Source organism: Geodermatophilus sp. FMUSA9-8, from assembly GCF_037034165.1.
GTDB classification, from domain to species: domain Bacteria; phylum Actinomycetota; class Actinomycetes; order Mycobacteriales; family Geodermatophilaceae; genus Geodermatophilus; species Geodermatophilus nigrescens.
Window position 1 is genome coordinate 255677 of the sequence record NZ_JBAGKE010000008.1, and the last position, 17864, is coordinate 273540.

Sequence of the window (17864 nt, forward strand, 5' to 3'; positions counted from 1 at the left end):
CGGCCGTGCCCCGCCGCATCGACCCGCCCGCCGACCTCGACGCCGTCCGCGCCTCCTACGACCGGGTCGCCGCGAACTACGTGGCCATGGGCGCCGGGGAGCTCGGCCCGCACCCGTGGCTGCGCGCCGTGCTGGGCGCCTTCGCCGAGACCGTGCGGGAGCGCGGCCCGGTCCTCGACGTCGGCTGCGGCCCCGGGTTCGTCACCGCGCACCTGGCCGGTCTCGGCGTCGACGTCGCGGGCGTGGACCTGTCGCCGGGGATGGTGGCGCAGGCGCGGCGCCTGCACCCGGGCCTGCGGTTCGACGTCGCCCCGGCCACCGACCTCGGCCTGGCCGACGGGTCGCTGGGCGGCGTCCTCGGCTGGTGGTCGCTGTTCAACCTGCCGCGCGACGTGCTGCCCGCCGTCCTGCGGTCCTTCGCCGAGGCCCTCGTGCCGGGCGGGCAGGTGCTCGTCGGCACGCACGTGGGGGAGGGCGACCTGGTGCGCACGCAGGGCTACGGCGGCGTGCCGGTGACGTGGACGACCCACCTGTGGCTGCCCGGGCAACTGACCGCGGTGTTCGCCGACGCCGGCCTGGAGCCGGTCGCGGAGCTGCGGCTGCCGGCTGACGCGTCGGGGCACCCGCAGGTGGCGGTCACCGCCCGCCGCCCGGGCTGACCCGGCCGCGGCCGGTCACTTCTTCTTCTTCTTGCCGCCCTTCTTGCCGAGCTCGCTCTGGGCGGCCGAGCTCGTGCGGGGGTTCTTCTTCCCCTCGTCCTTCGCCTTCTTGTTCGCCTTCTTCGCGGTGTCGCTGCCCTTGCCGCTCGTGCCGGCCACGGTGCCTCCCCGTTCGTCGTCGCCGCCCGGGTCCGGGTGGCGGGCGGTCGCACTACCCGCCGTCGCCCGCCCGGAACGCCCCGGTCGGGTGACCGGGCCTCAGCGGTCGAGCAGCGCGGCGAGCTCCCGCACGGTGTTCCAGTTCCGCACCGTCGTCACCGGCCCGCCCCGGCCCCTGCCCAGCGCCGTCACGAGGGGACTGTCCATCTGCCCGTGCGGGCACCACAGGTACAGCTCGCGGCCCACGACGGCCCACCGGTCGTCGCCCGGCTCGGTGGAGCCGAGCAGCTCCGCGAGGCCGGGCCCCGGCGGCTCGGCCATGAACGCCACCAGGGAGCGCGACCCGTCGACGGCGACCTCCCCGAGCGGGTCGAGGTCGACCACCGCGCGCACCTCCTCGCGGGTGCGGACGACCGCGGCCACGTCCATGCCGAGGCGCTCCGGGATCGCCTCCTCGACGGCCCGCCCCACGGCGGGGCCCGGCAGGTCGGACGCCAGGACGACGTTGCCGCTCTGCAGCAGCTTCGCGACGTCGCCGAAGCCGGCGTCGCCGAGGAGCGCCCGCAGGTCAGCCAGGGTGCCCGATCCGGTCGCTTGACCGGGGGCGTCGCGGCCCGGGAGGGTCCGCGGGGCCGCCACACCGGCCGGAGCCGCGACCTGGGAGGACGCCCGTGCGCCGTGTCACCTACTCGATGGGCGTCTCGCTCGACGGCTACGTCGTCGGCCCCGACGGCGACTTCGCCTGGCCGGGGTTCAGCGACGAGGTCTTCCGGTTCTCCATCCAGGAGATCCAGGACGTCGGCGTCCACCTCATGGGGCGGCGGCTCTACGAGACGATGCTGTACTGGGAGGACGCCGCGCAGGACCCGGACCTCGACGGCGACCGGCGCACGTGGGTCGGGCTCTGGAACCCGCTGCCGAAGGTCGTCTTCTCGCGGACCCTCACGTCCGTCCGCGGCGCCGCGCGCCTGGCCACGGGCGGCCTGGCGGAGGAGATCGAGCGGCTGCGGGCGGAGCCGGGCGACGGCGACATCGCCATCGGCGGCGCCACCCTCGCCGCCCAGGTGGCCGACCTCGGGCTGATCGACGCGTACCGCATCCGCGTCTTCCCGGTGCTGGCCGGCGGCGGCCTGCCGTTCTTCGACCACCACGCGCGGCGGGTGGACCTCGAGCTCGTCGAGACGCGCACCTTCGGCACCGGCGTCGTCTACCTGCACCACCGCGTCGTCCGCTGAGCGGACCGATGAGTCGGCGCCCGCCGCGCGGTCTCTACTCCTGAACCGCACCGGAGCCGCCCGCGGACCGGTGCCCACCACAGGAGGACACCGTGAGCGACCGCGCACCCGCCCTGGACCTGCGCTCGGGACCCGAGCGGGTGTTCGCGCACCTGCTGGTCAACAACGTGCTGGTGTCGGTGGTGAACTACACCGTCTGGTTCGCGGTCACCTTCTGGGTGTTCCTCGAGACCGGCTCGGTGTTCGCCACCGGGATGATCGCCGGCATCTTCCTCGTGGCCACGGCGGGCACCGGGATCTGGTTCGGCAGCCTCGTCGACCACCACCGCAAGCACACGGTCCTGCAGGCCTCGGCCGCGGCGTCGACGGCGTTCTACGCGCTGGCGCTCGGGCTCTACCTGGTGACGCCGGCGGAGTCCTTCACGACGGCGGGCAGCCTGCCGCTGTGGGTCTTCGTCGTCCTGCTGATGCTCGGCGTCATCGCCGGCAACCCGCGGATGATCGCCCTGCCCACGCTGGTGACGCTGCTGGTCCCCGAGGACCGGCGGGACCGGGCCAACGGCCTGGCGGGGTCGGCGTCCGGGCTGTCCATGCTGGTCACCTCGGTGATCAGCGGGCTGCTGGTCGCCTTCGGCGGCATGGCGGCCGTCCTCGCGCTCACCCTCACCGTCCTGGTGCTCTCGATCGGCCACCTCGCCCTGGTGCGGGTCCCGGAGGACCGCCCGGCGGCCTCCGCCGCGGGTGGGGACGGCGCGTCCGCCGGGGTGGACCTGCGCGGGACGCTGCGCCTGGTCCGCGGCGTGCCGGGCCTGCTGCCGCTGATCCTGTTCAGCTGCTTCAACAACTTCCTCGGCGGCGCTTTCATGGCGCTGATGGACCCCTACGGCCTGTCGCTGATGTCGGTGCAGGCGTGGGGCCTGCTGTGGGGCGGGCTGTCGGCGCTGATGATCGTCGGCGGGCTGCTGGTGGCCCGCGTCGGCCTGGGCAGCCGTCCGATCCGGGTGCTGCTGCTGGTCAACGCGGCGATGTGGGCCGTCACGATGCTGTTCCCGCTGGTTTCCTCGGTGCTGACGCTGACCGTCGCGATGGCCGTCTTCATGACCGTGATGCCCTTCGCCGAGGCGGCCGAGCAGACGGTGCTGCAGCGGGTGGTGCCCTTCGAGCGGCAGGGCCGGGTGTTCGGGTTCGCCCAGAGCGTCGAGCAGGCGGCCTCCCCGCTGACCGCCTTCCTCATGGCGCCGTTCACGCAGTTCGTCGTCATCCCGTTCATGACCGACGGCGCCGGCGCGCGGGCGATCGGCGGCTGGTTCGGCACCGGCGCCGACCGGGGCATCGCGCTCGTCTTCGTGGTCAGCGGGCTGATCGGGGTCGTCGTCGTCCTGGCGGCGCTGGCCAGCCCCGCCTACCGGCGCCTCAGCGCGGCCTACGCCGCGGCCCGGGAGGACGCGCCCGCGGACGAGCCGCCTCCTGCGCCGGTCGACGACGCCGTCGTCCTCGACCGCCTCGTGCCGCAGGCCGCGTCGTGCTGACGCGGGTGGCCGACGGCGTCCTGGTCCACCGGAGTGAGCTGCTGCGGAACAACACCGTGGTGGTGGAGGGCCCGTCGGGCGTGCTGGTCGTCGACGCCGGGATCACCGACGCCGAGATGGCCTGCCTCGCCGCCGACCTCGCCGCGGCGGGGCAGCGGGTCGCGGCCGGCTTCTCCACCCACCCGGACTGGGACCACGTGCTGTGGCACGCCGCGCTCGGCGGGGCGCCGCGGTACGGGACGGCCCGGTGCGCGGAGGTCCTGCGGGAGCTGCGGTCGGCGCCCGGGTGGGAGGCCCGCGAGGCCGAGGGGCTGCCGGAGGAGCTCGCCGGCGAGGTGTCGCTGGACCTGTACGGCCTCGTCACCGGATTGCCCGCCGGGGTGTCGGAGGTGCCGTGGGACGGGCCGCGGGTGCGGGTCGTCGAGCACCCGGCCCACTCGCCGGGGCACGCGGCGCTGCTCGTCGAGGGGAGCGGGGTGCTCGTGGCCGGCGACATGCTCTCCGACGTCTTCGTCCCGATGCTCGACGAGCCGGGCCCCATCGATCCCGTGGAGGGCTACCTCGCCGGGCTGGACCTGCTCGAGGCGCCGGCCGACGAGGCCGACGTCGTCGTCCCGGGCCACGGGTCGGTCGGCGGGGCCGGCCAGGCGCGTGCCCGGCTCGACCTGGACCGCGCCTACGTGCACGCCCTCCGCGACGGCCGCGACCCCCGCGACCCGCGGCTCGTCTCGCCCGAGCCGGGCTGGGAGTGGGTGAGTGCCATCCACGAGGGCCAGGTCGCGAGCGTCGCCGCGAAGCGCGTCTGACCTGGGGTTCCCTGCGTGGGGCGGGTGGGGCTCGAACCCACGACCCAGGGATTATGAGGTATCTCAGGGCCCTTAGCCGACCTGCACGATCATCGGCAACTTCCATCCTGACCTGCATTTTCAGGGTTGGCGGCTGATGGCCGTCGATGGTCGAAAACGGCCTTCTTGTGGGCACGGTGTGGGCACGGCGAGTACGCATACCCGGCACAGGTATGCGGATCATCCATCTCGGCAGGAGCGGTCGGGTCGCTCCGGCGGTGTGTTGCCGGCGAGGCTTGGCGTCCGTGTCCGTGACGCCTAACCCAAGTTCTGCCCGTCGCGCTGAGCTACAGGAATTGGGCCCAGCTTCTCTCCGGACGGTGAGCGGCCGGGCTTCGCGCCGTTTACGGCGCAGACTCGTTCTCGGCGGGCGGTGATGTTAGCGATGCGCGCTCGCCAAGCGCCGCCGATGGAATGACTCAAGGCCCAGGCTTCCCACCCCGATGAGGATGCCGGCTGCCTTGGTCGCCGGAAGGGCGCTCCGCGTCCCTGCGGGATCGGCCTCCGGCCGACCCTTCCCCCGCCCAGCGGCAGCCGGATGGAGCGGGTTGTGGGAAGCACCGGGGGAGTGTGGACGCCGACGCCTGCCACTCCGGTCACGACGCGCTCAGTCCGCTGAGGACGACGCCTCGTCTGCCGTCACTCCTCGCCGTGAGAGTTGGCGGCCGCAGCCCAGCGTCTCGCAGGGGGTCTCTACGCGGCGGGGTAGGCCATCCGGTGTGCGGAGCGCACAGGGCCCTTGGACCTGTCCCTGAAGGCGGCCTATGGGGCACCTAGAGCACGCCTCCGGCGCTAGACATGGCCTGGCTTAGGGAAGGTCCTGCGTGGCCAGGCGATGCAAGATGCCGACCAGGTGCGCCAGGTCATGCCAAGCCGAGACGAAGCCGTCCTCATAACCCAGGATTTCGTCCAAGTTCGCTATGTCATCCGAGAGCTGCCCGACCGTGAACTGGCCCGCCGAGGGAGCGCTGGAGAGGTCGTACAACGCGTGTGGGTCGGCCACCCAGTAGTAGTCGGCGCTCAGCGGGATGCTTTCCCCGTGCTCGGCTTCCAACCCGGTCAGGACGCGATCAAGGGCCTGCCGAAGCTTGCCCATGGGTACGACCGAAGGATCTGTCATGCGGCCTTGCTACCAGCAGACTGGTCCTCGCGCGGTTATGCACGACCACGTGCCCGTTCGAGCGGTGGACTTAAGTGGGTCGCTCAGTGACACGGCACAGTGCGCCGCGAAGGCGGGTTCAAAGACACGTCCTTGGGCTGCGGCCACAGGGACGCGGCACCCCCACACACGTCCCTACGATCCTCGCGTGGCGCAGTCCAAGAAGCTGAGCAGAGCGGAAGTGCGGGCTCGCCGTGACGAGCGGCAATCCCAGTTCACAGCGAGCCGCGTCTACGGCCTGACCGTTGAAGACCCGATGGCTCAGACTTGGGAGAGCCAGGCCATCGTTTTCGCCACATCACCTGATGAGGCACGAGCGCTCTTTCAGGCAATTGGGTTTCTCAAGCGCAACAGTCAGCCAATTGAGGCGAATAAGCTGGCAGATAAGGAGTTCACGGTAGCGAAGGCTCAGCCTCTCCAGGTGTTCCTGCGACGCGGGCACGATTTCGGGTGGAGTCGGTGGTATCCGCTGCCGGCGGGCTACGTGCATCCACCCAGGGGTTCGGTCAGAGGGCTTGGCGCTAACTGGCTGCTCCCAGGCGAGCCACCGGATCCAGCCGACGAGTTCTCTTCGCCGCGATGGAGGCCGAGCCCGCGGCGCCCAGGTCTGGAGGCCTGAGCCCAGGTCCGCGCGCTGGTCAGCGGCTGTCCCTGAGTGGGCCGCTGGTGGGACAGGCAGGGCGGGCTCTACGGGACGACCCACCGCCTCCGGTGCGACCGGCGATGCGCGCCCTCGTTAGCCTCCGGGACTGTGGCTGACGAGGTGGACGGACTGCTCCTGCAGTACGAGTACCGCGACACCGACGGAACCGGGGAGCTGCGCGCCCAGGCAAGGTACGGCGGGTTTGCGGGAGCGTCCTCGGCTTGGTTCAGCGACGGCCAACTTCTTGAGTTCGCCGACCAGTTGTTACATCGCCCGGGCGGCGATGCTCAGTTCCGGCTGAGCGGCGGTGCCGGAACGGAGGACGCCTTCGAGGAGCACGTCGGCTTGACGCTTGCGCTGGGGATGCGGGGAGAGGTCGTGCTAGTGGCGCACCTGTCGAAATCCTGACCTGGATGGGAGCCCTGCAGCGCTTCTCTTTCGAGATTAAGGACCTGGTCGCGGGGACAGCAAAAGCGGCCCGGCTCGAAGTCATAGTATCAAGCTAATTCGGGGAGCACCTAAGCGTCCCTGAGTGGGCCGCTCAGAGACACAGGTGATACTGACCGTATGAATGGTTTGCGGGTCGCCGGTGGCAACGGTCAGCCTTCCGCCTCCCCGGTCATCAATACGCTCTGGCGCGCGCGTAACGGCTTGCGCAGCACGATGCTGTCGTAGTTGGTCACCGACCACCGCCACGTGCCCACTGGCTCGTAGCCTCGCCGCCGGTACCAGGCCAGCAGGTCAACGGCCTCAGAGGAGGTGTCGATGACCACGGCCTCACAGCCGGCTGCGGTGAGCCGATCCTCAGCCCACGCCAGCAGTCGATGCCCCAGCCCGATGCCGCGCCAGGCTGGATCGACGGCCAGTTGCGCGAAAGACCCATCACGCTCAGCGGCCGGGTAGCCCTCAGCGAAGCCACCTGGGCCGGTGACCGTCACCGTTCCCACGTACCCACTACGGGGATCCTCGCCAACCTGGCCGCCCACGCTGGCTTTGCGGTCTCGGCCGGCGTTCACGACGGCTATCCAGCACTCATCGCTGCGTACTCGACGGCGGGTGTCGTCTGCGGACTGGTAGGAGGCGAAGAAGCGTCGCCCAGCGGCCGCCTGATCGGCGTAGGCCCTGTGCAGCAGATCGGTGAGCCGGTCGACGTTGTCGGCTTCGTCGGCGAACGGCTCGAGCACGGCGGAGCGCCTTGCTGGAGCGCGGCCTGCGGGGGCGTCAGCTAGCCCGTCGGAGTGCATGAGTCAGCACGCTAGCTTCCAGGTCCGACGTCATGGCTCGACCTAGTGCGCCGCGCGCGGCATCTCCCGCAAGTCCTCCTACCCGGGGGACGGATCGGACGGGACTCCCTCTCGCCCGATGCCCACCGGCTGCCCCATAGTGGGCCGCTCAGAGACAACGCTGGCTCGGTCGGAGGGCAGCTCCGCAAGAACATGGACGCCAGGCGGCTCGGGCTCAGTGCGTCGCGCCGAGCTCCGCGCACCCTGCGGGTGATAGGGCCGCTCCCTCAGTAGGGTCGCCATCGGCACAGGCGGAAGGGACTCCCGTGGAGCAGGGCTCAGCAACAGCAGACACGTACGAGGTGCTCCCACTACGGGCTGCCCCCGATGGGACGGTGCACGTCCCGGGGTCCAAGAGCGTGACCAACAGGGCCCTGCTGTGCGCAGCTCTTGCACCCGGCCGCAGCTTGATTCGCGACGTTCTTGTCGCTGACGACACCCGGGCAATGATGGGCGCCCTCACCGGGTTCGGAGCCCTCATCACCCTCGACGAGGAGGCGCGAACGGTCGAGGTCGTCGGCGCCGACCTAGATGCTGGCAGCGACATCACCGTGGATGCCCGGCAGTCCGGAACCACGTCCCGTCTCATCCTTCCAGCGGCCACCCTACGAAGCGGCGCGACCCTCCTCGACGGCACCGACCAGCTTCGCGCCCGCCCGTTCGGCCCGCAGCTGGCAGCGCTGCGACAGCTCGGCGCAACCCTGGAAGAACTGGGCCGCACCGGGTGCCTGCCCATCAAGGTGCTCTCGCGGGCACGTGGCGGGCACGCCGACATCACGGGCGACGTCTCGAGCCAGTTCATCTCCGGTCTGCTCCTGGCCGGGCCGCTGATGCCCAATGGCCTGGACCTGGCGTTGACGACGGACCTAGTTTCCGAGCCCTACTTGGACATCACGCGAGATGTCATGGCCGCGTTCGGCGTCTCGGTCGAGAGCCTTTCAGTTGCGCCTGGCAGGTACCGGGCCGCGGACTTCACGGTGGAGCCCGACGCCAGCTCGGCCTCGTACTTCTTCGGAGCTGCTGCCGTCACCGGCGGACGCCTGACCGTCGAGGGTCTCGGCACGAGCAGCTCTCAAGGCGATGTCGCGTTCGTGGACGCATTGGAGCAGATGGGTGCCCATGTCGAGCGTCACCGCTCTCGCACGACCGTGACGGGCCCGGCCCAGCTTCACGGCATCGACATCGACATGCGGCACATCTCCGACACCGCCCAGACCCTCGCAGCGGTCGCCGTGTACGCCGACAGCCCGACGAGAGTGCGCGGCATCGGCTTCGTCCGGGGCAAGGAAACCGACCGCATTCGCGCCATCGTCACCGAGCTGCGCCGCGCTGGCCTGGAGGCGCACGAGCACGACGACGGCTTCACCGTCGTGCCGGGCACGCCACAGCCGGTCTTGTTCGAAACCTATGAGGACCACCGAATGGCGATGAGCCTTGCACTCCTGGGTCTGCGCTTCTCTGGTATCGCGCTCGCTGACCCCGGTTGCGTCGCAAAGACTTACCCGGGGTTTTTCACTGACCTCGACAAGCTTCGCTGACCCACCGGCGGCATCGTTGTCCTGCGTAACCCGCTCGGTAGACGGAAGGGTGTCGCGCTGGGCGACCCGTCGCATCTAGCGCCCAGCTACCTGTCCCATAGTGGGCCGCTCAGGGCGTGCCGGTGCGCCATGCTGGCCGGGTGAGTTTTGAGGGCCTTGCGCCGGTGACCGAAGCATCAGGCGCGGCATGGATCCTGCCTCGCCTGCGTGGCTTCGGCGGTCGCGTGAATCAAGTGGTCCCGGATGGCTTCGAGGCCTACGCCCGGCTTCTTCATCCAGCGGCCGACGAGGAAGGTGCCCCGGTGACATGGGCGGAGGTCTGCCGGCGTCAGGGCCGAACAGCGCACGCGCTCATGCAGTGGCAGAGCATCGCCGGTGTCACCGACCATGTCGAAAGGGTCGGCCGCTGGCCGCGCAGGTCATGGGTCAGTGAGCGAACCTCTGAATGGCCCGGGCACGAACCTGAAGAGGGCCGGGCCCCGGCAGACTTGTTGCGCGCGGCGCTGCAGGTGTTGAGCCAGTTCACCGCTGACACCGACCACTGCTTTCATGCAGTGTGGGAGGGATGGGGCTGGCTGCAGGGGGGCGTGCAGCTCCGGCGCTTCACCTTCGATCAGCGCGGCGCATCGCCCGCCGTCCCTGTTCCGGACGCTTTGCCTGCAGGGTTGCTCGAGGGCGCTCGGCTACAGCATCCGGGTCGTGACTACCTGTTGTTCGAGGGCCCGCTGCTAGCAGCACTCCGGATCGGTCCACAGACAACCGCGGACCGATTCAGTCTGCAGTCGCCCAACCTCTTGTGGCCGGCAGACCAGTCGTGGTGCCTTGCCACGGAGGTCGACTTCGACTCGACCCTCATCGCCGGCCCGAGAGAACTCATCGACACCCTCCTGCGCATGCCCGATCTCGAAGCGCGGGCAGTTGAGGCGACCGACGACCTGACAGTCAATGGTGACCTGATCAACCGTCGCAACGCTGGCAGCGACTAGGTGTCATGCCGGCACCGATCCCGGCGTCCCATAGTGGGCCGCTCAGGGACGATCGTGCGCGGTCAGCATTCGAGGCCGCCCTCAGCGACGCCGACGTTGATGCAGTCCAGGCTGTAGGCGAACTCCCTGCGCTCCGCCGCGGTCAAGGCATCCGGTTCGAAGCGGACAACGATCCAGCCGGACAGGTAGGCCTCGCCCGCGAACTCCCGGGCCGCGGCGACGGCGTCCTCCCGGTCGTCGAAGCGGTACATGGTGAGCGTCTCGGCCTGCACGGCTTGCATGCAGGGCAGTTCGGCTCCGCAGAGTTCCGCTGTGGCCCATCGGGCGGCGGGCATCATGCGCTCGGTCCAGGCGTCCCCGGGCTCGACCCAGCTCTCCAGGTCGATGTGCTCCCGGCCGCCGTAGAGGAAGGCGTCGCTGCTGAGGTAGATAGCTCCCGCGCCTATGGCTGCGCCAACGACACCGGTCGTCAGCTTCACGACCCAGTTGCGCATGCGGCTTAGTCCGTCCTGGTCAGGTTGTCGGCTGTCAAGGACCGTATCGGCGGTCTTGGACAACAACCGAGTGCGGCGAGGTCCAACTGTGTCTCTCAGTGGGCCGCTCAGGGACACCCATTCGGGTCTCGCCGTAAGGCGCCTTGAGCGACATCACGCGCTGGATGGCTCTCGTGGCCGGTCAGTAACGTGTCTGGAGATGAGCTCGACCGGGCCAGCGATCTTCGACGACGATCTGGCGTGCGACGTCCGTGACAGCTACCGGAAGCTGCTCGAGGAACGGGTGGCCGATGATGAGGCGACCCGACGCAGCACCGAGGACTGGGCGGAGCTCGGCCCTGATGAATACTCGGTGTTCTGGCTGGCTCTGGCCGCCGCACAGTCTCAGCTCGGTAGACTCGATCCGAACGTGCGACAGCGTGCCCTCGACGTCATCGACTCCGGACAGGACCTCGCCCGCTGGCGCACCGCCGCCCCCGGTCTCGCAGTCGAACGCGCCGCCGTCCTACAGACGCTCCGCGAGCAGCTCGCAGGACCACAGCCGTCACGGAAGACGGTTCGCCGACCCTGGCGCGAGGTCACGGACCTTCAGGCCGGCATGGTGCTGGCCCGGACAGCCAGCAACGGAACCGTTGCCCTGCTCCGGGTGGTGCAACGGCTCGAGGACGCCTTCGACCACACGGTCCGCCCTGTTCTCGAGCGACTCGCCTGGACGGGACCCCGGGTCCCGTCAGCCGAGGTGTTGGCCAAGCTGCCCGCGGCTGCGGGCGCCGAGGCCCAGCGCCGTGCGGCCATCGAAGGCAACCGGATACCGGGCATCTTCATCCCGCTGAGGCCAAATCGGCGCCATCCGGACTGGGCTGAACTCGGATTCACCGTGTGCGGGCAGATTGCGGCCCGGCCTGGAGATGAAGGTGATTGGCTCCCGCGCGCCTCCTATGTGCACTGGGATGCACTGACGTACTTCCTCGACCTCGACCTCGACCTCGACCTCGAGGTCGAGGTCGCCGGGCCGTCCGGGGATCAGTAACGGCGAACCGCAGGCCGCGCTGGCACGGGGCAGATCAAGCTGCTCTGTGTCCCATAGTGGGCCGCTCAAGGACATCGATCAGCCGGCCCAGCCCGCCAGGAAGCCGGCGACTTGGTGGGAGGCGTGGCGTTCGAGTGCTTCGCCGGTGATGTCGTAGCTGCCCAGGGTGGTCTCGGGGCGGGCGTGGCGGAGCAGTCGCTGCACATCGCGTAGCGGGATGCCCTGGTTGAGCCCGACGGTGCCGACGGTGCGGCGTAGTGCGTGTGGTCCGATGGGCCGGGTGATGCCCGCCGCCCTGGCGGTCGCAGCGACGTAGCGGTGCACGGTTCGGCGGTCCATGCCGGCACCGCTGCGGGTGCGCAGCAGGGGCCCGGTGGTGCGGCCGTCGATCGCTGCTTGGACGGCGCCGAGGGCGGGGATGGGCACCGGAACGCGGGCGGGCTTGTCGCCCTTGCCCAGGACGATGAGGGTGGCGTAGCCCCGCACCGTTCCGAAGGACTCCACGGTCAGGGTGGCCATCTCTGTGGCGCGCAGGCCCATCATGCCGCCGAGGACGGCGATGGCGTTTTGGGTCGGGCCCAGGTCGCGGGCGGTGGTCAGGAAGGCGGCGTACTCCAAGACCGTGAGCACCTCGCGGCGTTGCAGTTCGCGCTGGATCTTTGGCCGGGTAACGCGGGCGCAGGGGTTCGCTACGACGAGTTCTTCCTCGTAGGCCAGGCGATAGAGGCTGGCCACGGCGTCGTAGTGCGCGGCGACCGAGGCCCGGGACAGCCCGGAGTCGGCGACGGTGCGCAGCCACAGCTCCACATCGGCGCGTCGGGCGGCCAGCGGATCGATCCGGCGGCCGGCGCACCACCTGTTCCAGCGGGGCAGATAGGTGGCGTACGTCCGCTGGGTGGAGGGCTTGTAGCGGGACAGCCACCAGGTGGCGCGCTCGTCCCAGGCGGCAGATCCGGAGGGCGGCAAGGTCATAGCGTTCATGCACTGCATGACGGCCGCGGGCTGCGGGCCGCCGCTGAAAGCGTCGCGATCCGGAGAACCAAACGCGAAGGAGGGATCGGCTGTCGCCTGCTGGAGTGAGCACCTCATCGACCGCGCACCCAGCTCGGGGTGACCTCGAGCGGCCCACTAAAAGACATAGGGTGGCGCGGCTTCTGCCTCCTTCACGAAAGTCTGTAGACCTGCGGCAGCCAGGCGACGTAATTGTCGTTCTTACGTCAAGCGGATGTAGCAGCGGGCATCGCTTGAGCCCTGGTTGGGCTGCTGGAGGCATCCGGCGATGACGGTCGGGCTCTGGTCGAAGAGCAGCACCGTCACCACCGTGGGGTCCTGCACGAAGATGTCAGCCGGCACTTGCAGCTTCTCCACGCTCAGCGGCGCATCAGGGGCGCCGAACACCCGGCGGATCACTCCGTCGCTCTCCAGGACGAATCGCGCATCGTTCCCGTAGGTCATGGGCTCGCGGGGCACCGTGAGGGTGCCGGGGTTCGTGTAGGGCTGCGCCTCCACCCAGCCGGAGCCGGAGGACCAGGCCGGGCTCGCCATGTCGGGCTGGCCGGTGCGTATGGCGCCGCCGACGCACTCCGTCTGCGAGAACTCGTAGAGGGTCACGGCCCGCTGAGTCTCCAGGAGTCGGATCCAGCTGCCATCGTCCAATCGATCCACCACGACCTCGTACGGGTCGTCGAACTGTTCTTCGTTGAGTGGGTCCGCGGACGAGCCGAGCGGCCCGCTGAGCGATGAGAGGGCGTAGAGCCCATCGGCCAGCAGGCACAAGAACCCGTCGCGCCCCGCTGCTTGGACAGCCGTCCGGTCGTTCTGCGGGTCATAGGCGATCAGCCCCCCACCGGTAGAGACCCAGACGAGATCCTTCTGGACGCCGAGCAGCTGTACCCCATCACTGTCCTCGAGAGGTCCCGGGCTGCGCGAGTACTCCTGCTCGGAGAGCGTCGAACCTTCGCCATCCAGGACCAGAACCTTGCTGACCGTCTCCGAGCACCTCCGGTCGGCGCACGCGAACCACGTGACGACGACACCGTCCCGGTAGGGGGCCATGGAGTGCGTCTGCCCGGGCAGGGACACGACGTCCGTCGGTCGACCAGCGACGTCGATCCTGGAGAGGAACGCACCGTCATCCTCGCCCGTCAGCAACCATGCCTGGCCTTCTCCCGCGACGACCTGGATCGGCCGCTCGACCTGAAAGATCCCGTCGCCCCCTGCCGATATAGCCGGACCACCGGCGCCGCACGCCGACGTCAACGCGATCACACCGGCTGACAAGCCGAGCACGAGCCGGTCGGCGCGGCGACGAGACATCGGACCTCCGGGGTTCTGAAGTTTCAGGGAGTCATACAGCACTGGATGTCGCGCGTCACGCGCGGAAGAGCGGCGCCTGTCCATGAAGCCGCCCTCAAGCGCCCCGGCGGCGTGCGTCCCTGAGCGGCCGGTGGACTCAGGCGGTCGTCGCAACACCCGTTGAGCGTGGGGGTGTTGTGGTGGTTTCGGAGTGGCGGCGAATTCGGGATGAGCGGCGGGAGCGGTTCTGGGAGCTGCTGACGGCGGGATCGTTCTCTTCGCAGGCCTGTGAGGCTGTCGGCGTGGATCGGCGGCAGGGATATCGGTGGCGACGGGACTCGGGCGGTCGACCGCCAGCGGCACCGCGGGTGGTGTCGGCGAGATATCTGTCGCTGGAGGAACGGCTGCAGATCGCCGACTTGCATCTGGGCGGCGCGTCGATGCGCGCGATCGCTGCCCGGCTGGGCCGCGCTCCGTCGACGATTAGCCGCGAGCTCCGGCGCAACGGGCCCGCGCCGGCGCCCGGGCGGGCGAGGCGGACCAGATACGCCCCGTACGCGGCGCACAAACGCGCCGGCCTGCGGGCCCGGCGACCCAAGCCGTTCAAACTGGAGGACCCACGGCTGGCGATGGCGGTGCAGGCAAAGCTGTGCCTGAAGTGGAGCCCGGCCCAAATCAGCGCGCACCTGGCCGGCGAGCACGGCGACGAGGCGGCGATGCGGGTGAGCCACGAAACGATCTACCAGGCGCTGTTCGTGCAGGGCCGCGGCCAGCTGCGCACCGAGTTGCACCGGCATCTGCGCACCGGTCGGGCCTGGCGCCGGCCGCACGGGTTCTCCAGCCCGACCACGGCGAAGATCTCCAGCATGGTCTCGATCAGCGAACGGCCGGCCGAAGCCGCTGACCGCGCGGTGCCCGGCCACTGGGAAGGCGACCTGATCATGGGCCAACACTGCCGCTCAGCGATCGCCACCCTGGTTGAACGCCAGACCCGCTTCTGCCTGCTGGTGCACCTGCCTGATGGGCACGGCGCTCAGACCGTCCGCGACCGGCTGGTCGACACGATTCAGACCCTGCCCGAGCAGCTGCGCCGCTCACTGACCTGGGACCAGGGCACCGAGCTGGCCCAGCACCAGGCGATCACGCTGGCCACCGATATGGCGATCTACTTCTGCGACCCGCACTCGCCCTGGCAGCGCGGCAGCAACGAGAACACCAACGGCCTGCTGCGCCAATACTTCCCGAAAGGCACCGACCTCTCGGTTCACAGCGCTGAGCACCTCGAGGTCGTCGCCGCTGAGCTCAACGGCAGACCCCGTCAGACCCTCGGGTTCATCACCCCAGCCGAGGCCATGCAGCGGCTACTGTCCGACCCCGAGAAGCCAGTCGTTGCGACGACCGCCTGAAACCGCCGCCCACTATGGGACAGCCCGGAGAGACCGACCGCGCGGTGGATCCTCGTCGGAACGCGTGCGAGGCCGCCGCAGTGCACGCTCAGGTCCGGAGTTTCTTAAGCCATGAGGTCGATGCGGGGCAACCCGAGGATCCGCAGATGGCTGACGTTTTGGTACAGGTCTTCGCCGGCCCGGCGGATGGGCCAGGCGAGGAGCAGTTCCAGGTCGAGGTAGTGACCCCCGCGGCGCTCAGGGCGCGGCTCAGCAAGAGCCAATTCCTCGTCGGGAGGCATCTGCTGATCACGGAGAGGTTTGATTGGGCCGCCACAACGGACTTCCTCCGGGCCAGGTTCGAAGAACCTGAGGCACCGACCTGGCCCGAAGTCGCGGACAAGTTGGCTCGCCTCGGCCTATGGGAGTTCGAGGAGTACCGGGACTACGGCTTGTGACCCTGAGCGGCCCACTATGGGGCACGCCGTCCGCCTCGTCGCGAGGCCATGCCCGCCCTTGTGGGCCAGCGGCTCGCGCCCCGGCGGCCCACTCCGGGGCCCACTCGGTGCGACAAGACGAAGTGCCCCGACCAGCTAATTGAAGCGGCTTTGTTACTGCGTCAGTCCGTGGCGGCGGCCCACTCGGCGGCGGTTGTCGGGTCGTAGTAGCGGGTGAGGCCGCAGCCTTGGCCGATGAGACCCCGCCCCTCGACGTCGCTCAGCTCCCCGGCGACCAGCAGGCGGGTGCCGACGGCGTAGGTCTCGGCGAATCCTCCTTCCGGCGTCTGCGGGAAGGGCCCGTCCATGTGCAGGGTGACAGTCTCGCCGGCACCGCCCCGGTACCAGGCGTGCACCCGGAGGGTGACGGAGTTGTCGTAGTCGGCGTCGGTCTCTCCCGGCAGTGGGGCGAAGCGCTGCTCCCCGATGTCGGTGACGGTGCCGTCCAGCGCGAAATCCTGCCCGGCCACGAGGGCGGGTGAGTACGCGGAGCAACCCGCAGCGCCCGGAGCCGGCAGCGGGCCCGCCGGCAGCTCGGCGGCAGCGACGGCGGCCCACTCGGCCGCGGTGGCCTCGTCGTGGTACCGGGTAAAGCCGCAGGTCAGACCGAAGTAGGACGTGTCCGCTGTGACGAACTGCGCGCCGGAAGCGGTTTCGATCCGGGGAAGCACACCGGACACGAGCAGGCGGGTACCGACCCCGTACGCTTGCACGCTCGAGTCGATGTTCGAGCCGGGCCCGTCCATCAGCACGTCCACCGTCTCGCCAGCGCCGCCGTGGTACCAACTCTGCACCCGGAAGGTCACCTGCGTGTACCGGCGGGGCACTTCTGGTCCGAGGTCGACGACGCCCGGCCGGATCCCGGTCACCGTGCCGTCGAGGGCGAACCCGCCCTCCCGGGTCAGGTTCGCCGCCAACGCGACGAGCGAGTAGCCGTTGCAGTCCTCGCTCGCGCTGCCGGGGAGCCCGCCGACGCCCGTGGGTGCGGCCGCGGGGGAGGACTCGAACCCCAGGGGACCCCGGACGATCGCGCTCCCGCCGATGACGATCACGGCCGCGATCAGCGCTGTCGCCGCGGTCCGCCGGGCGCGGCGGCGACGCCGCACCCGGTGCAGGGTGAGGGCGACGAGGCCACCCGGGTCGGGCGCGCCCGCGGCGTCGGCGGCGAAGAGCTCGCGCAGCTGCTGCTCGGTGGGGGGGTTGTTCATGGCGTCTCCTGGACGGTCTCGACGACGGCGGTGGTCCGGAGGCTCGCCAGCGCACGGGAGGCGGTCGCCCGCACCGCGCTCTGGCTGACGCCCATCGACTCGGCGATCGCGGCGTCGTCCAGGTCGGCGTAGTAGCGCAGCACGAGGACGGTTCGCGCCCGCGGCGCCAGACCCGCCAGCAGCGTGCGCAGCTGGTCCCGTTCCTCGAGGCCGTCCCCAGGTTCGGCTGCCTGGTCGGGCGAGGTGTCGGGCAGGTCGGTCGGGCGTTCGGTGCTCGACCGGCGGCGTCGCCAGCTCAGGTGTGCGTTCACCAGCATTCGGCGCACGTAGGCCGGCGGATCGGACGCCGCCGTCACCTTCTTCCAGTGCCGGTAGGCGTCGGCCAGCGCCGCCTGAGCCAGGTCCTCCGCGAGGTGCCGGTCACCGGTCAGGACGAACGCCAGCCGCAGCAGAGACTGCCCCTGCACCGCCACGAACTGCTCGAACGTCACGCCCGCTCCCGTCAGCTGTCTACACCCGAACAGACGCATCGAGCACCCGCTGGCGCTGCAGACTCCCGCCGCGAGCTGTGCCGAAGCTGGTGATCGTGGATGATCGAGCGGTCCTGCTCGCTGAGATGGCGCCGCGCCGTCCGTCGCAGCTGTCTGGCCGACCACAGCTCGACTGTCAGGCGGCTGCTCGGCCAAGGCGCCGGGGCCGTCGGCGTGGTCAAAGGCCCGGCACATCTTGACCAATCGCTGCCGCGACTGACCCCGGCAGCCGGCGACCGGAGGGCCCCTGAAGCCGCCCTTTGGGCGGTTTGGCGACGGGTGCCCCTGAGCGGCCCACTAAGGGACACTCGCACTGTGCATCGGCCGGGCACGCCGGCACCGTCTGCCACCGGGGAAGTCCATAGTCCGTGCCCCCCCCCCCCCCCCCC

General features: G+C 70.2%; 20 protein-coding genes. 11 read left to right on the forward strand and 9 right to left on the reverse strand.

Annotated features, from left to right (window positions below; genetic code table 11):
- Positions 1–5 precede the first annotated feature (5 nt).
- The gene (locus WA616_RS17635) at positions 6–659 is read left to right on the forward strand and encodes a class I SAM-dependent methyltransferase (RefSeq protein ID WP_336031875.1); all 654 of its coding nucleotides are present in this window, start codon (positions 6–8) and stop codon (positions 657–659) included.
- A gap of 15 nt (positions 660–674) precedes the next feature.
- On the opposite strand, the gene WA616_RS17640 is transcribed toward WA616_RS17635, so the two are convergent.
- Together WA616_RS17640 and WA616_RS17645 are read right to left on the reverse strand one after the other, a co-directional pair.
- A complete protein-coding gene (locus tag WA616_RS17640) occupies positions 675–818 on the reverse strand; it encodes a hypothetical protein (protein WP_336031877.1) in 144 nt (47 codons plus the stop codon).
- Positions 819–917: 99 nt separating this feature from the next.
- Positions 918–1457, reverse strand: a complete 540-nt coding sequence (locus tag WA616_RS17645) for a DUF1697 domain-containing protein (RefSeq protein ID WP_336031879.1) — start codon at positions 1455–1457, stop codon at positions 918–920.
- Positions 1458–1489: 32 nt separating this feature from the next.
- Between WA616_RS17645 and WA616_RS17650 the strand changes: the two genes are divergently transcribed.
- From WA616_RS17650 to WA616_RS17660, 3 genes are all read left to right on the forward strand, one after another.
- Positions 1490–2053: a dihydrofolate reductase family protein gene (locus tag WA616_RS17650; protein WP_336031882.1), complete on the forward strand. Its 564-nt coding sequence runs from the start codon at positions 1490–1492 to the stop codon at positions 2051–2053.
- A gap of 92 nt (positions 2054–2145) precedes the next feature.
- Positions 2146–3582, forward strand: coding sequence for an MFS transporter (locus WA616_RS17655; RefSeq protein WP_336031885.1), 1437 nt, complete (start codon positions 2146–2148; stop codon positions 3580–3582).
- A complete protein-coding gene (locus tag WA616_RS17660) occupies positions 3576–4388 on the forward strand; it encodes an MBL fold metallo-hydrolase (protein WP_336031888.1) in 813 nt (270 codons plus the stop codon). The genes WA616_RS17655 and WA616_RS17660 overlap by 7 nt, the downstream gene beginning before the upstream one ends.
- 847 nt (positions 4389–5235) lie before the next feature.
- On the opposite strand, the gene WA616_RS17665 is transcribed toward WA616_RS17660, so the two are convergent.
- Positions 5236–5547 (reverse strand): hypothetical protein, encoded by a 312-nt coding sequence (locus WA616_RS17665; RefSeq protein WP_336031892.1) that lies wholly within the window; start codon positions 5545–5547, stop codon positions 5236–5238.
- 187 nt (positions 5548–5734) lie between these two features.
- Between WA616_RS17665 and WA616_RS17670 the strand changes: the two genes are divergently transcribed.
- The gene (locus WA616_RS17670; RefSeq protein ID WP_336031894.1) at positions 5735–6205 is read left to right on the forward strand and encodes a hypothetical protein; all 471 of its coding nucleotides are present in this window, start codon (positions 5735–5737) and stop codon (positions 6203–6205) included.
- 132 nt (positions 6206–6337) lie between these two features.
- Complete coding sequence (locus WA616_RS17675; RefSeq protein WP_336031896.1) at positions 6338–6637, forward strand: hypothetical protein; 300 nt, start codon at positions 6338–6340, stop codon at positions 6635–6637.
- Between the two features lie 191 nt (positions 6638–6828).
- On the opposite strand, the gene WA616_RS17680 is transcribed toward WA616_RS17675, so the two are convergent.
- Positions 6829–7413 (reverse strand): GNAT family N-acetyltransferase, encoded by a 585-nt coding sequence (locus WA616_RS17680; protein WP_336031897.1) that lies wholly within the window; start codon positions 7411–7413, stop codon positions 6829–6831.
- Between the two features lie 434 nt (positions 7414–7847).
- Here WA616_RS17680 and aroA point away from each other — a divergent pair, with 434 nt between their 5' ends.
- Positions 7848–9050, forward strand: a complete 1203-nt coding sequence (aroA, locus tag WA616_RS17685) for a 3-phosphoshikimate 1-carboxyvinyltransferase (RefSeq protein ID WP_336031898.1) — start codon at positions 7848–7850, stop codon at positions 9048–9050.
- Between the two features lie 140 nt (positions 9051–9190).
- Complete coding sequence (locus WA616_RS17690) at positions 9191–10036, forward strand: hypothetical protein (RefSeq protein ID WP_336031900.1); 846 nt, start codon at positions 9191–9193, stop codon at positions 10034–10036.
- 62 nt (positions 10037–10098) lie between these two features.
- Here WA616_RS17690 and WA616_RS17695 read toward each other — a convergent pair whose 3' ends face one another.
- Positions 10099–10530 (reverse strand): hypothetical protein, encoded by a 432-nt coding sequence (locus WA616_RS17695; RefSeq protein WP_336031901.1) that lies wholly within the window; start codon positions 10528–10530, stop codon positions 10099–10101.
- Positions 10531–10729: 199 nt separating this feature from the next.
- On the opposite strand from WA616_RS17695, the gene WA616_RS17700 reads away from it, so the two are divergent.
- A complete protein-coding gene (locus WA616_RS17700) occupies positions 10730–11560 on the forward strand; it encodes a hypothetical protein (protein ID WP_336031902.1) in 831 nt (276 codons plus the stop codon).
- A 78-nt stretch (positions 11561–11638) separates the two neighbouring features.
- On the opposite strand, the gene WA616_RS17705 is transcribed toward WA616_RS17700, so the two are convergent.
- Positions 11639–12532, reverse strand: a complete 894-nt coding sequence (locus WA616_RS17705) for a tyrosine-type recombinase/integrase (protein ID WP_336031903.1) — start codon at positions 12530–12532, stop codon at positions 11639–11641.
- 240 nt (positions 12533–12772) lie between these two features.
- Positions 12773–13876 (reverse strand): hypothetical protein, encoded by a 1104-nt coding sequence (locus WA616_RS17710; RefSeq protein ID WP_336031904.1) that lies wholly within the window; start codon positions 13874–13876, stop codon positions 12773–12775.
- A 179-nt stretch (positions 13877–14055) separates the two neighbouring features.
- Here WA616_RS17710 and WA616_RS17715 point away from each other — a divergent pair, with 179 nt between their 5' ends.
- Both WA616_RS17715 and WA616_RS17720 read left to right on the forward strand, forming a co-directional pair.
- Positions 14056–15261: an IS30 family transposase gene (locus WA616_RS17715; RefSeq protein WP_336031907.1), complete on the forward strand. Its 1206-nt coding sequence runs from the start codon at positions 14056–14058 to the stop codon at positions 15259–15261.
- 14 nt (positions 15262–15275) lie between these two features.
- Positions 15276–15698 (forward strand): Imm8 family immunity protein, encoded by a 423-nt coding sequence (locus WA616_RS17720; protein WP_336031908.1) that lies wholly within the window; start codon positions 15276–15278, stop codon positions 15696–15698.
- 161 nt (positions 15699–15859) lie between these two features.
- Here the strand turns inward: WA616_RS17720 and WA616_RS17725 are convergent, their stop codons facing one another.
- The gene (locus WA616_RS17725) at positions 15860–16945 is read right to left on the reverse strand and encodes a hypothetical protein (protein WP_336031909.1); all 1086 of its coding nucleotides are present in this window, start codon (positions 16943–16945) and stop codon (positions 15860–15862) included.
- Complete coding sequence (locus WA616_RS17730) at positions 16942–17436, reverse strand: SigE family RNA polymerase sigma factor (protein WP_336031911.1); 495 nt, start codon at positions 17434–17436, stop codon at positions 16942–16944. The genes WA616_RS17725 and WA616_RS17730 overlap by 4 nt, the downstream gene beginning before the upstream one ends.
- Positions 17437–17864: the final 428 nt, after the last annotated feature.

What these genes read in the sequence shown, in the direction of transcription:
- WA616_RS17700 (WP_336031902.1), top strand. Translation starts at nt 10,730, where the DNA reads ATGAGCTCGACCGGGCCAGCGATCTTCGACGACGATCTGGCGTGCGAC.
- WA616_RS17710 (WP_336031904.1), bottom strand. Translation starts at nt 13,876, where the DNA reads ATGTCTCGTCGCCGCGCCGACCGGCTCGTGCTCGGCTTGTCAGCCGGT.
- WA616_RS17705 (WP_336031903.1), bottom strand. Translation starts at nt 12,532, where the DNA reads ATGACCTTGCCGCCCTCCGGATCTGCCGCCTGGGACGAGCGCGCCACC.
- WA616_RS17695 (WP_336031901.1), bottom strand. Translation starts at nt 10,530, where the DNA reads ATGCGCAACTGGGTCGTGAAGCTGACGACCGGTGTCGTTGGCGCAGCC.
- WA616_RS17665 (WP_336031892.1), bottom strand. Translation starts at nt 5,547, where the DNA reads ATGACAGATCCTTCGGTCGTACCCATGGGCAAGCTTCGGCAGGCCCTT.
- WA616_RS17720 (WP_336031908.1), top strand. Translation starts at nt 15,276, where the DNA reads ATGGGACAGCCCGGAGAGACCGACCGCGCGGTGGATCCTCGTCGGAAC.
- WA616_RS17725 (WP_336031909.1), bottom strand. Translation starts at nt 16,945, where the DNA reads ATGAACAACCCCCCCACCGAGCAGCAGCTGCGCGAGCTCTTCGCCGCC.